This window comes from Klebsiella sp. K47, assembly GCF_051858335.1.
Taxonomy (GTDB): Bacteria; Pseudomonadota; Gammaproteobacteria; order Enterobacterales; family Enterobacteriaceae; genus Klebsiella; species Klebsiella pneumoniae.
Genome location: NZ_JBPYUI010000028.1, coordinates 1 through 12,791, shown reverse-complemented (window position 1 = coordinate 12,791; position 12,791 = coordinate 1). Strand labels below are relative to the sequence as shown.

Genomic DNA, 12,791 nt, shown 5'->3' with positions numbered 1-12,791 from the left:
CGGCCTACGAAAGACTGCAATATCAAACCGTTATGCGGCTATTTGTAGGCCCGGCAAGCGCAGCGCCGCCGGGCAATCCCCGAAAATAGCACTTTTTTAGGGGGTGCTCCCTCTCCCTGTGGGAGAGGGTTGGGGTGAGGGAAACAGGCGCATTCAGCTGTACTGGCGTACCCGCGCCAGCAGCTCGTCGACGCTGTCGATACGCTCGGCCAGCACGATCAGCGCTCTGCCCAGGGTAATGGCGTGGCGCAGGCACTCATGACGCATGGCGTCGTCCTGGATAGTGTCGATATCCGCGACGTGCGACAGTCCGACGCTGCGGCGGATCAGTTCGCTGCCGCAGAAGCCGACCGCGTCCGCCCACACCTTTTTCAGAAAGGCGGAGGCGTAGCCGGGGTAAGCCAGCGCCGCGTCGCGGGTTTTCTCCGCCGCCAGCGCCTGGAAGCGCTCGGCAAAGGTGGTCCACAGCTGGTGGATGTCGTTCAGCCGCTGCTCGCGCGCGGCGGCGGCATCGCGAATGCCGAGCTGGCCCGGCAGGCCGCAGTAGTTCAGCAGCAGGTTGCCGATGGCGGTGCCGATATCGAAGCCAATGGGGCCGAAGTAGCCGAACTCGGCGTCGATGGCCTTCAGGCTACCTTCGGCAACGAAGATCGACCCGCTGTGGATATCGCCGTGCAGCAGCGCTTCCGCATGGGCAAAGAAACGGTGCTTCAGCGCCGCCACCGCCAGCTTAAGCTGGGCGTCGTCGCGCAGGGCGGCGACATCGGCCTCCAGCTCCGCCGGGTAGTTATTGCGCTCGTGGATCTGATACGGGTCGTTAAAGAACAGATCCTCGGTGATCTCGCACATCGCCGGGTTAATAAACTGCGCCACCTGCGCCTTTTTCTCGTGGGGATGGAGGTAGAAATCGCTGGTGTGAAACAGCACCTGCGCCAGATAGTCGCCAAGCTGGCGGGCCGCCTGGGGATAGTAGACGTTAGCGATAAGCTCTCCGCGCCAGATGCGGTGGTCGGAAAGATCTTCCATCACCATCACCGCCAGCTCGGGATCAAAGTGATGGATTTTTACCGTGTGCTGCGGGCTGTGCTGATAGTGGGCGACCAGGGTCTGCGCTTCGAGACGGGCGCGGTCGAGGGTCAGCGGCCAGGTTTCGCCGACGCAGCGCACGTAGGGCAGGGCCTGTTTGACGATCGCCCGGCTGACGCCCTGACGATCGAACACTTTAAACACCAGATTGAGGTTGCCATCGCCCACTTCCTGCGCGCTGACCAGCTCAGATGGGTTGTCGATGCCGGCGAACTGTTGCGCGTAAGCCACGGCATCGTGGGCGGTGAAGGTATGGTATTGCGACATTGCCTCGATCCTCGAATTCTGATTAAGCCGTTCAGACGTCTATACTTCTGGATTCCATCCTGACACAATGTGATACAACAACGCAACAGGGATTTAACGACATGCAGACATTACAGACCACCAGCCTGCGGGTGAGTGAAAATCAGCTTTTTATTCTCGACCAGCAGGCCTTGCCGCAGGAAAAACGCTGGCTGGCGGCGGATAACGTTGCGCTGCTGGTGGACCATATTCATACCCTGCGGGTGCGCGGCGCGCCGCTGATTGGCCTGTCCGCCAGCCTGCTGCTGGCCCTGCTGGCCCAGCGCGGCCTGAACCGGGATGCACTCCAGCAGGCGCTGGAGACGCTGCGCGCGGCGCGGCCGACAGCGGTCAACCTGATGAATAATCTGGATCGCATGAAGCAGGCGCTGGCCCGGGAGGATTACCCGCAGGCGCTGGAAGCGGAAGCCTTGCGTCTGGTCGAAGAAGATAAACAGCTGTGCGACCGCATCGCTGAGGCGGGCAGTGCGCTGGTGAAGCCCGGCAGTCGACTGCTGACCCACTGCAACACCGGTGGCCTGGCGACCGCCGGGGTAGGGACCGCCCTGGGGGTTATCGCGCTGGCGCACCGGCAGGGAAAAGTGACCAACGTATGGGTTGATGAAACCCGGCCGCTGCTGCAGGGCGGTCGTTTAACCGCCTGGGAGCTGGGCGAGCTGGGCGTGCCCTATCAGCTGATCGCCGATTCAATGGCCGCCAGCCTGATGGCGCAGGGGCAGGTGGATGCGGTGTGGGTCGGCGCCGACCGTATCGCCGCCAACGGCGACGTGGCGAATAAAATCGGCACCTATTCTCTGGCGGTTTTGGCCCATTATCACCAGATCCCGTTTTACGTCGCTGCCCCGCAGACCACCCTCGACCGCCATTGCCCGAACGGGGCGGCGATCCCCATTGAGCAGCGCGCGGCGGCGGAAGTGACCGGAGTGGCGGGCAGCTTCGGCGCGGTACAGTGGGCGCCGACGGGGGCCGCCGTTTACAATCCGGCGTTCGACGTCACGCCTGCTGGGCTGATAAGCGGCTGGGTGCTGGACAGCGGGGTGGTCACCCCGGCGCAGGTCGCCGCCGGGGCGTTTGCGCCGGACAACGGATAACGGACGTCGTGCCGGGCCTGGAAAAAAGGTTTTCCCGGGCCCGGACAAACACCGCGCCGCTACGGCAGGACCATGGCTACCGCCGGGGCGGATGACCGGTCGATACGCTGACCCAGCGCGGTGATGGCCGCCTGGAAGGGACACAGCGTACCAACGTCGGTCTGACGGCAGCCCGGCTGACGCCACTCCTGACGCAGCATCGGGTGCTGCGCGTCCGGCGTCTGCAGACGACGCAGGTCGTCGAGGCCTTGCGCCTGGAAATAGACCCGCAGATAGCGTTCTCCGCTCTTCGCGTTGCGCCAGCGCTCCAGCACCAGGCTGCTGCCCGGCGGGATATTTCCCCGGCTGTAGCCCGGCAGCTGCCAGCTAAAGTTCATCAGCGTGCGTACCATGGCGATGTTGGTGTCATGGGCCACCAGCAGCAGCCAGCGTACGTTCGGATTCGCCTCCGGTTTGACGCCATCGAGCATAGCGTTGAGCAGCACCGACCCGCGTTTTTGCGCGGTATACAACACATCGTTACTCAGATCGTAGTTTTCCGTTAACAGCGGCAGCAGGGCGGTGATCTGCCTGGCCTGGGTGATCTTGCCCCACGCCAGCTGGCTGAGAGGCAGGTTTTCACTCCAGCCGAGACGCAGCGTCTCCACCATATTGGCCATCACGCTCAGTCCGCTAATGGTGGTCTTCCCACTTTTGCTCTGCTCGACCTGCCACGGGGTATCGAAGATCGGGCAGGGCTTATCGGCCTGACAAACCGCCTGTTTCAATAGCTGGATGGTCGGCGCCAGCGCCTGCCGACGCTGCGCCAGATCCCCGGCCTTCTCTTTCACCGCCGCCAGCTGGCGGGCGGGGTCGGTTTGCGTGGCGGCGAACTTGTCGGTCTGAAACAGGGGATCGGCATCCCCGCTGACATAATGGATAGCGACGCCGCAGCCGGGGAAGGCGCCATCCACCAGCGCCTGGGCGGTCGCTCGCGTCCGCTGCAGCGGGCTGGCGCGCACGTATATCGACTCCGCCGTCGGGCATCCGGCCTGCAGCAGGCCGAGCTGGCGGTAATGCTGGCCTTCCGCACGCCCTTTGTTGACCACGGCGGCATAGCCATGGCCGGTGAGCTCCCCGTCATGGGTGGTCCACTCGGTCCACGGTCGGCCGGTGGCGGCCTCAATGGCTTCCCGGTTGCCGGCCGTCGGCGGACGAATACCGTGGCGGCTGAGCTCGACCACTTTCTCCAGCTGCCAGTCCGCGGCGGCGGCAGATTGCAGCGCCAGCAGCGGCAGTGCGCAGGCGATAAACAGGCGTAACAGCCCCTGATGTCTTGCAGGCATCATATCTTCTTCCTTATTCGTTAATCGGTTATGAGGAGAACGAGGTCTGCCGTTCGACGGCATGGCGCCGGGCGACGATGGCGGCAGTGGTAAAACAGAGTAGCGCGGAACCCAGACCGGTACCCACCCAGAACATCGCCAACGTGCTGAAATCATACAGCGTTTTGCCGTTTTCAAGGATAGCCGTTTTATCAATAATGATCCCGGTGAGAAACTCGCCCAGGCCGGCGCCGGCGTAGCTGGCGATGCCGATGGTGCCGAGCGCGGCCCCGGCGGCCTTGCGCGAAGAGATATCGACGGCGATCAGCCCGCCGAGGAAGCAGGTCAGAGCGCCAATGGTGGCCCCGAAGATAATCATCGCCAGAATATCAGTGTAGTAATTGTGCGGCGACCAGAGCATCAGGGCGAAGCCGGCGGTGTTCAGCAGGCTGATGAATCCGGCCATCACGCTGCGGTTGCGCGGGAAAAAGCGGTCGGAGAGCATGCCGGCGATGATGGTCCCGGCGATGCCGGCGATAGCGTTGACGCCGATAATCCCGGACGCCTCCAGGGTGGAATAAGCTTTATCCTGCTCCAGAAAGAAGATCCCCCATGAGTTGACGGCGTAGCGGTCGATGTACATAAAGGCGGAGGCGAGGGCGAGGGTCCACAGCGCCGGGTTGCGCAGCGCCAGCAGCTGGTTTTTAAACACCGAGCCGCGGGCTTCGACCTCCTCCTGCGGTTCATCGCGGATGACGTTGATGGACGGGAAGCCGCTGCTCTGCGGCGAATCGTGCATGAACAGCACCAGCAGCACCACGCCGGCGGCGCCGAGCGCGGCGGTGGACAGGTAGCCCATCTGCCAGCCAAACCCGGCGATCACCGCGGCGATCACCATATAGGTCACCGCCTCGCCGATATTATGCGCCGTCGACCAGATGCCATAGAAGGTGCCGCGCTCCTTAACGCCGTACCAGCGCGCCAGCGAGACCGCGCAGGGGCCGACGCCCATCGACTGCGCCCAACCGTTGATCCCCCAGAAGATGGCCAGCAGCAGGGCGTTGGTGGTCATCCCCATCATCAGGTTCATCCCGGCGCTGAGCAATAAACCGAGGCTCATATAGCGCACCACGTTGGCGTGATCGGCGATAAAACCATTGACCAGTTTGCCGATGGCGTAGCTGAAGAACAGGGTAGAGCCGATCATGCCGAGCTCCGTCGGGGTGATCCCCAGCTCCACCAGCGCGCTTTTGGCGACGGTGAAGGATAACCGGCAGACGTAAAAGGTGACGTAGGCCAGGGTCATGGCGATGAAGGTTTGCCAGCGCACCCGGCGAAAACGGTGTTCATCAAACGCGGCGCCCGCTTTCGGCGGCGACGCCCGGAAAAAAGCGATAATTCCAGACATAGGTGGTTCTCCGCAGGTCGGAGGCCTGACTGATTGATGTGGTTCGTCCGTGAATGAAGTTATCGTTACTGTGTAGAGTACATAATCAGAAATAGCCTGACCCGTAAGGGTTAATGTAATGGTTGTGGGATCATCTTTTTCAGCTGCGGGTAGAGCGTTGGGCTGGCCAGCAGCAGCGGATTGCCGCGCTGGATCCCCTCCTGCGCCAGAAAATCGTTGCTGGCGCCGCCCGCTTCGCGCATCAGCACCAGCCCCGGCAGGGCGTCCCACGGGTTCATGTGCGGCTCGTAGTAGCCAATCAACCGGCCCGCCGCCGCCCAGGCGCTCATCAACGCCCCGGAGCCGTTGCGGATAAACATGCCGCCGTCGCTGAGCAGCGCCTGCAGAAACGGCAGAAAGTCCGCCGGGGTGACGCGATGCGAGGTGCCGACGCCCATCACGCCCTCTTTGACCGTCGTCGCGGGGTGCGGACGGATCGGAGCGTCGTTGAGCCAGGCGCCATGGCCCCGCAGGGCGTGAAACAGCTCGCGATGGTTGGGGTCGTAGACCACGCCGATGACCGGTTCGCCGTCGGCGACGATCGCCAGCGACAGGCACCAGGTGTGCAGGCCGTTGAGGAAACAGCTGGTGCCATCGATGGGGTCGACCACCCACAGCACTCGCGCGTCGGGCAGGCGGGCGCCGCTCTCTTCGCCGAGAAAGCCATCCTCCGGAAACGCGCTCTGAATGCGCTGTTTGACAAAGGCCTCCACCCGTTTATCGGCCACGCTGACCACATCCTGCAGGTCGTCGCCCTTATGGTCGACGGTCAGCGCCTCGCGCTGTTGATAGTATTCAAACGCCAGCTCAGCCCCCGCTTTCGCCAGCTCGCAGGCCAGACGGTAGCGGGCCTGTAGCGCTTCTGATTCCTGAGATTGCATAGTGACTCCCTATTTTGCACACGTGTGCATTTTGCGTGAAAAAAACAGCCCCGAAGGGCCGAATGAGTGTGGCCGGGTTTCGCAGAAGATTCTGTGATCGCTCCAGCATAAAATGATTTTTTCATTTCGCACTATGACGAATAATTAGTTTCACCGGCACTTCGCGATGGCGCGAGGGCAGGCTGAAGCGGGCGATCCGCGTCATTAACAAATCCACCGCGTGGTGGGCCAGCAGGGCGGTATTCTGCTGAACGGTGGTGAGCTGATAGGGCTGCCAGTCCGCCTGCGGGATATCGTCAAAGCCGACGATGGCCGGCAGCGGGGCGGCGGCGTCCCGCAGGCCGTCCTGGGCGCCCAGCGCCAGCATATCGGTGGCGCAAAACAGCGCCTGCATCCCGGGGTTTTCAGCAACCAATTCTCTGGCAGCCTGGTAGCCGGCTTGATAGCCGCCGCCGTCGCAGAAGCGGCTGCTCACCGCCATATCCGACGTCCGGGCGATAAAAGCCTCATAGCGCTGGCGGGTGCTGAAGTTCTCGCGATTTTCGCCAATAAAGCCAACCTGCCGCCAGCCTCGGCGGCTGAACAGATCCGCCACCAGCTTCGCTCCCTGGGCGTTATCGCTGCACACCCGGTCGCAGCCGGCGAGGTCCGCATGGCGGTTGATCAGGGTGACGGGGATCTTGCGCGCCAGATACTCCTCCGCCAGCGACAGCGGCGGCGCGCCGGAGGTGATGATCACCCCGGCGACGTGATAGCTCAGCAGTTGTTTAAGCGAGGGGGCGAGCTGCTGCGGATCGTCAGCGTTCATCAGCAGCGGCATAAAGCCATTGAGCGCCAGCTGATGGACCAGCGGCGCCAGCAGTTTGCTGCGAAACGGGTTGTCGAAACCGGCGGTGACGATGCCGATAAAATTACTGCTGCCGGTGATCATCGTCCGGGCGATGATATTCACCTGATAGCCCAGGGCTTCCGCGGCGCTCAGCACCTTCTGCCGGGTCTTCTCCGACACCGAGGCGCCGGGGGTGAAGGTGCGGGAGACCGCCGAGCGCGAGACCCCGGCCAGTCTGGCCACGTCCTCGGCCTTAATCCATTTTTTATCGCTCATCGTCGTTTCGCGCCGTCTGTTTTCCAGGAGGCCGACGCCCGGGCGGGCGTCGGTCACGCACACTGCCTGAAAAGGTATCACAGAAAGGCGTCGTCGCGCAGCGCCTTGCGCCCTATGCCGGGTAGCGGATGTGCTCCACCTCACGCTGCAAAATCACCTTGCCGTGGCGAATGGAGGTCAGCACCCGTGCCTGACGACGGACGGCCTCGTAGTCGTTTTCCGCATCGAGGATCAGCAGGTTCGCCGGGCGGCCTTCGGCGAGGCCGTAGTTATCGCCCAGACACAGCGCCCGGGCGCTGTTGTCGGTGACAAAGTCGAGACAGCGCTGCAGATCGTCATAGCCGAGCATATGGCAGATGTGCAGTCCGGCATCCAGAATGCGCAGGATATTGCCGTTCCCCAGCGGGTACCACGGATCCTGAATCGAGTCCTGGGCAAAGCAGACATTGATGCCGGCGCGATCCAGCTCCGCCACCCGGGTGACGCCGCGCCGTTTCGGCCAGCTGTCAAACCGGCCCTGCAGATGAATGCTTTCGGTCGGGCAGGAGATGAAGTTGATGCCTGAGGCTTTCAGCAGGCGAAACAGCTTTGAGCAGTAGGCGTTATCATAAGAGCCCATCGCGCAGGTGTGGCTGGCGGTGACCTGCGCCCCCATGCCGCGCACCCGCGCCTCTTCCGCCAGCACTTCGAGGAAACGCGACTGCGGATCGTCGATTTCATCGCAGTGGACATCCACCAGGCGGCCGTAGCGCTGGGCGAGGTCCATCAAAAACATCACCGAGCTGACCCCTTTGTCGCGGGTGTTCTCATAGTGCGGAATGCCGCCCACCACGTCGGCGCCCATCTCGATGGCGCGCGTCATCAGCTCCCGGCCGTTGGGATACGATTCGATTCCCTCCTGCGGAAAGGCGACAATCTGCAGATCGATGAGATCGGCGGCCTCTTGTTTCACCGCCAGCAGCGCCTGCAGGGCCGCCAGCGACGGGTCGGTGACATCCACATGGGTGCGGACGTGCTGGACGCCGAAATCGCGCAGCATGCCGATGGTTTTCAGCGCTCGCTGACGGGTGTCCTCCGGGGTAATACTCGCTTTGCGCTGGCTCCAGCGGGTGATGCCTTCAAACAGGGTGCCGCTGCGGTTCCACTCCGGCTCGCCCGCGGTGAGGGTGGCGTCAAGATGGATATGCGGCTCGACGAAGGGCGGGATCGCCAGCCGGCCCCGGGCGTCGATATCCCCGGCGTCGGCAGTCTGCATCGCGGCCTGGGCGGTGATGCGGTGAATCATCCCGTCCTGCAGGTCAAGGGTAAACAGCGCCTCCTGGCGGCGCAGGCGAGCGTTAATAATTTTCATGGTGGGTCCTGTAAATGGTTTTGCGATAAACGCCAGATCACCAGCGCGACCGAGGCGTTGAGATGAAACTGAGGGTGGCTGACCGGGTAGCCGGTCAGTTTTTCAATGCGCTGGATGCGCTGATGCAACGTGTTGCGATGGAGACCCAGCCGGTCGGCGGCCCGCACCACGTTGCCGTTCTCCTGCAGCAGCGTCTCGAGGGTCTCCAGCAGCAGCCACGGCGCTTTACGGCCCGGCTCGATCAGGCAGCCGAGGGTGTCGTGCATAAAATCGTTGAGCAGCGCCGGGTCGCTGACCGCGGACAGCAGTTTGATAAACCCCAGCTGCTGATAGTCGCTGATGCGCTGGGTTGGCCGCAGGGTATCGCACAGATCCAGCGCCTGGCGCGCCTGCGACAGCGCCCGCGGGTAGCCCTGCAACTGCCTGACCGGCGCGGAGAGGCCGCAGAGCAGCGACAAACTCTCCTCTCCGTCCGCCAGCGCCTGCAGCCACTGCTGTAGCCATTTTTTCTGCTGAAAGCCTTCCCCCTCCTCATCCGGCAGCAGGAAAAGGAACATGTTGCTGCGCTCCAGCAGCGGAAAGGAATTGCCCTGCTGGTTGAGCTGCTGCTGCAGCTGCTGACGCACGCTGCGGTGGGCCTGCAGCAGCCAGGCTTCGGCCTGCTCGGGCGGGAACTGGCGAAACAGGCGGGACAGCCCCTCCAGACGCAGCGCCGCCAGCCGCAGCGGACGGGTAAAATCGAGCTGCTGGTGCAGGGCGCGCTGATGGAGCATCTGCAGGTCCGGATAGTCGCCGGTGACCAGCTGCATCAGAATGTCGCGCTGCGACTGCAGGACGTTTTCGCTGCGGACCAGCGCGGTGCCGATGCGCTCGGTGACAATCACCATCTTCAGCAGGTAGGGCTGCTCGATCAGCGGCATGCCCAGCTCGTCGGCAAGGGCGATCAGCGTGGCGGGAATGGCGTGGATATAGGCCTCGCCGGTGAGGATCACCATCCCGGCGATGCCGCGCTGTTTGCCCTCCATCAGCAACTGGATCAGGTTGGCTTCATCCCGGGGATGGTTGATGCCGGTGATAAACACCAGCTCGCCGCCCATGATCCACTCGGCGATATGTTCATTTTCCGCCACATAGTACCAGCGTACGGCCCGCTGCAGCCCTTGCTTTCCCGCCCGCAGACGCAGGGCGGAGAGTCCCTCAAGGGCCAGCAGTTCGCTGACCGTCAGGCTCATGGCTCCTGCTCCGCGACGGCGGCAGGCTGGCGTTTGCTTAGCAGAGTCAGGGCGATATAGACCAGCGCGGAGACGGAGATCCCCACCAGCGGCGCGATCCACGGCGAAAGATAGGCCACCACCGCGCCGGCGGCGTAGGCGACGAGTCCCAGCCAGTTAAAACGCGGCAGGCGGGCGTTCTGCAGCAGGGGATAGCGCCCGCCGCGGGCGAACCAGTAGTCGGCGAGGATCACCCCGCCGATGGGCGGAATAATACTGCCCAGCAGCACGAGGAAGGGGATCAGCATTTCGTACATCCCGCCAATGGCCAGCACAATGCCCACCCCGGCGGCGGCGAGGGTCAGCGTCCGGCGACGTTCGCTGCGCAGCAGATGGCAGGCGGCGGCGGAGACGTTATAGATGGTGGGGCCCTGGATGGTCAGCAGGTTGAGACAGAGCATGATCACCGCGGCCACCGACAGCCCCTGCAGGATCAGCACTTCAACGATATCGGCCTGTTGATAGACGATAGCGCACCAGGCGCCGGCGACGATCATCAGCCCGTTGCCGATGAGGAAGCTGCCCATGCTGGCGAGAATGGCGGTCCGGCTGGAGTTGGCCAGCCGGGTCCAGTTTGTCGCCTGGGTGGCGCCGCTGGCGAAAGTGCCGAATACCATGGTGATGGCCGCCGACCAGGTCATGGTGTCGCTCGGCGCAATACGGGTCATCGCCTGCCAGCCGCCGGCGTGGTGCAGCGCCAGATACATGGAGACCATCAGCAGCACAAACATCAATGGCACCGACAGGCGCGACAGCGCGTCCAGCCCCTTGTAGCCCACCAGCGCGGTGACGCAGAACAGAATACCAAACAGCACCATCAACGGCTGGGTCAGCGCCTCGGGCAGAGCGAGGATCTTCACCAACGAGATAGCGACCGTGGCGGTGCCCCAGGCGTACCAGCCCAGCTCGGCAAAGCCAAGAATAAAATCGGCCAGCTTGCTGCCAATCTCCCCGAAGCAGAACCGGCCCATCAGCACCGTATTCAGGCCGCTGCGCGCGGCGATCCAGCCCAGCGACGCGGCATAGAGGGCCAGCAAGGCGTTGCCGATGACGGCTATCCACAGCAGATTGACGATGGAAAAGGAGACGCCGAGTTTACCGCCGGCGAACATCGTGCCGGTGAAAAAGGTAAAGCTGAACAACACCATGGCGATGGAAAATACGCCTTTGCGTCCGGCGGCGGGCGCTTCGACGAGGGGAAAATCATTGCTGTTTGACATCCTGGAACCTCTGGCTGGTAGATGGGCGGTGATAGCCGGAAGTAGCAAGAGATGTGCCAGGAAAAACCGGGCACGGGGAATAGCGCGCGGTGTGCAACATGCACAGTTATTGAAGGATCCAGGAGGGGTAATGCCATTCTACTGTGCATCCTGCCAGGTTTTGCACCAGTCCAGGGCAGAGTAGGGCGGTGAGCGCATCCCTGGCGCCGGAGGAGAATTTTAGCCAGGACGATCCGCCTGTTTTTGGCCAGAGAGTAGTGGAGAATAGTGGTGTACTGAAAACGGTTGGTTAAATCACTGTGAATAAAGGTTATTTAATATGCTTTTATGATATAACCATTTGTCTTGTGTGTGTTTCCTGAAATATTGTCCCCTCCGGTTAGCGGTGTTAGTATCGGATAAATAGCCATTTAGACGGCTAAATAAATCATCGCTAACCTAAGGAACTGCTATGTGGCAAGAAAGACTCGCGCAACTGGTCACCACCTGTCATTGGATCGGCGCGAAAGGCTGGGCGCCGGCGACCGGCGGCAATATGTCGGTGCGTCAGGATGATACCTGGTGCTGGCTAAGCGAGTCGGGCCGCGACAAAGGCAGCCTGACAACCGAGGATTTTCTGCAGGTTGAGATCGCCACCAACCAGGCGCCTTCCGGACGGAAGCCGTCGGCCGAGACCGGTCTGCACACCCTGGTGTATCGCCTGTTCCCGGAAGCCAACGTGGTGCTGCATGTGCATACCGTCAACGCCACTGTGCTGTCGCGCATCGAAAAAAGCGACACGCTGGCGCTGCAGGGGTATGAAATGCAGAAAACCCTTAGCGGGCAGCATAGCCATCTCGATACCGTTCCGATCGCCATCTTCGATAATGACCAGGATATTGACGCCCTGGCGGCGCGGATTGCCGATTATGCGCAAACGCGCCCGCTGCGCTACGGCTTTCTGCTGCGCGGCCACGGCCTGACCTGCTGGGGGAAAGATATTCAGGAGGCCCGCCGTCAACTGGAGGGGCTGGAGTTCCTGTTCGAGTGCGAGCTGATGCGCCGCCGCTACGAGCCCTGAGCCGGAGCAGGTATGGATTTTTATCTTGGTATCGATATTGGCACCTCGCGGGTGAAAGCGGTGCTGTTTGATCAGCATTTCACCGCCTGCGCCAGCGCCGCGGAAAATACCTCACCCCGCCTGTCGGCCAATGGCTACGCGGAACAGGATATGACCCAGCTGTGGCATTCGGTGCTGGCTATTCTGCGCCAGATTGCCCGCCATCCGGCGCTACAGGCGGGGCGGCTGCGGGCTATCGGCCTCGCCGGGCAAGGGGAGGGGGTCTGGCTCAGCGATGAGCAGGGCGAACCGGTGGGCCCGGGGATCCTGTGGAGCGATACCCGCAGCCACGAGCTGATGAGCGACCTGCTGCGCCGACCCGGCTTCGACCGCCGCTATTTCGCCGATACCGGCACCCACCTGCAGCCCTGCAATACCAGCCTGCAGCTGTACTGGCTGAAACAGTATCAGCCGGCGCGGCTGGCGGCCGCGCGCTATCTGTTTTTCGCCAAGGACTGGATCCGCTTTCGCCTGACCGGCGTGGCGGCGCTGGAGCTGACGGACGCCAGCAGCTCGTTACTCAATCAGCAGACCGGCAGCTGGTCCTCGGTGGTGATGAACGAGATGGGGCTGAACGAACTGCTGCCGCTGTTTCCCCCGCTGCTGGCCCCGGATGCCCGGGCCGGCACG

Annotated in this window: 11 protein-coding genes; 3 read left to right on the top strand and 8 right to left on the bottom strand. The window is 62.7% G+C overall.

What is annotated here, in order from left to right:
• Window positions 1–153 precede the first annotated feature (153 nt).
• Entirely contained in the window at window positions 154–1,353 is a 1,200-nt protein-coding gene (gene mtnK / locus RRF55_RS22345; protein WP_032447410.1) for an S-methyl-5-thioribose kinase, read from the bottom strand.
• Between the two features lie 101 nt (window positions 1,354–1,454).
• On the opposite strand from mtnK, the gene mtnA reads away from it, so the two are divergent.
• Window positions 1,455–2,483, top strand: coding sequence for an S-methyl-5-thioribose-1-phosphate isomerase (mtnA, locus tag RRF55_RS22340; RefSeq protein ID WP_004183373.1), 1,029 nt, complete (start codon window positions 1,455–1,457; stop codon window positions 2,481–2,483).
• A 59-nt stretch (window positions 2,484–2,542) separates the two neighbouring features.
• Here the strand turns inward: mtnA and RRF55_RS22335 are convergent, their stop codons facing one another.
• The 7 genes from RRF55_RS22335 to codB form a co-directional block, all read right to left on the bottom strand.
• Window positions 2,543–3,811 (bottom strand): histidine phosphatase family protein, encoded by a 1,269-nt coding sequence (locus RRF55_RS22335; RefSeq protein ID WP_004176900.1) that lies wholly within the window; start codon window positions 3,809–3,811, stop codon window positions 2,543–2,545.
• Between the two features lie 25 nt (window positions 3,812–3,836).
• A complete protein-coding gene (locus RRF55_RS22330; protein ID WP_025368352.1) occupies window positions 3,837–5,195 on the bottom strand; it encodes an MFS transporter in 1,359 nt (452 codons plus the stop codon).
• Window positions 5,196–5,305: 110 nt separating this feature from the next.
• Complete coding sequence (locus tag RRF55_RS22325; protein WP_004151655.1) at window positions 5,306–6,115, bottom strand: inositol monophosphatase family protein; 810 nt, start codon at window positions 6,113–6,115, stop codon at window positions 5,306–5,308.
• Window positions 6,116–6,236: 121 nt separating this feature from the next.
• Window positions 6,237–7,187, bottom strand: a complete 951-nt coding sequence (locus RRF55_RS22320; protein WP_072157843.1) for a LacI family DNA-binding transcriptional regulator — start codon at window positions 7,185–7,187, stop codon at window positions 6,237–6,239.
• A 145-nt stretch (window positions 7,188–7,332) separates the two neighbouring features.
• Entirely contained in the window at window positions 7,333–8,571 is a 1,239-nt protein-coding gene (gene codA, locus RRF55_RS22315) for a cytosine deaminase (protein WP_009308170.1), read from the bottom strand.
• On the bottom strand, window positions 8,568–9,803 hold the full coding sequence (locus RRF55_RS22310; protein ID WP_002894159.1) for a PucR family transcriptional regulator: 1,236 nt from the start codon (window positions 9,801–9,803) through the stop codon (window positions 8,568–8,570). The genes codA and RRF55_RS22310 overlap by 4 nt, the downstream gene beginning before the upstream one ends.
• Entirely contained in the window at window positions 9,800–11,062 is a 1,263-nt protein-coding gene (gene codB / locus RRF55_RS22305) for a cytosine permease (protein WP_032414668.1), read from the bottom strand. Before codB ends, RRF55_RS22310 begins: the two co-directional genes overlap by 4 nt.
• A 451-nt stretch (window positions 11,063–11,513) precedes the next feature.
• On the opposite strand from codB, the gene RRF55_RS22300 reads away from it, so the two are divergent.
• Both RRF55_RS22300 and RRF55_RS22295 read left to right on the top strand, forming a co-directional pair.
• A complete protein-coding gene (locus RRF55_RS22300) occupies window positions 11,514–12,122 on the top strand; it encodes a methylthioribulose 1-phosphate dehydratase (RefSeq protein ID WP_002894164.1) in 609 nt (202 codons plus the stop codon).
• Between the two features lie 12 nt (window positions 12,123–12,134).
• Window positions 12,135–12,791, top strand: a 657-nt coding sequence (locus tag RRF55_RS22295) for an FGGY family carbohydrate kinase (protein ID WP_439419169.1), incomplete at its 3' end; no start/stop codon positions are given.

Coding starts and splice junctions, on each gene's coding strand:
- mtnK (WP_032447410.1), bottom strand. CDS start 1,353: ATGTCGCAATACCATACCTTCACCGCCCACGATGCCGTGGCTTACGCG.
- mtnA (WP_004183373.1), top strand. CDS start 1,455: ATGCAGACATTACAGACCACCAGCCTGCGGGTGAGTGAAAATCAGCTT.
- RRF55_RS22335 (WP_004176900.1), bottom strand. CDS start 3,811: ATGATGCCTGCAAGACATCAGGGGCTGTTACGCCTGTTTATCGCCTGC.
- RRF55_RS22330 (WP_025368352.1), bottom strand. CDS start 5,195: ATGTCTGGAATTATCGCTTTTTTCCGGGCGTCGCCGCCGAAAGCGGGC.
- RRF55_RS22325 (WP_004151655.1), bottom strand. CDS start 6,115: ATGCAATCTCAGGAATCAGAAGCGCTACAGGCCCGCTACCGTCTGGCC.
- codA (WP_009308170.1), bottom strand. CDS start 8,571: ATGAAAATTATTAACGCTCGCCTGCGCCGCCAGGAGGCGCTGTTTACC.
- RRF55_RS22310 (WP_002894159.1), bottom strand. CDS start 9,803: ATGAGCCTGACGGTCAGCGAACTGCTGGCCCTTGAGGGACTCTCCGCC.
- codB (WP_032414668.1), bottom strand. CDS start 11,062: ATGTCAAACAGCAATGATTTTCCCCTCGTCGAAGCGCCCGCCGCCGGA.
- RRF55_RS22300 (WP_002894164.1), top strand. CDS start 11,514: ATGTGGCAAGAAAGACTCGCGCAACTGGTCACCACCTGTCATTGGATC.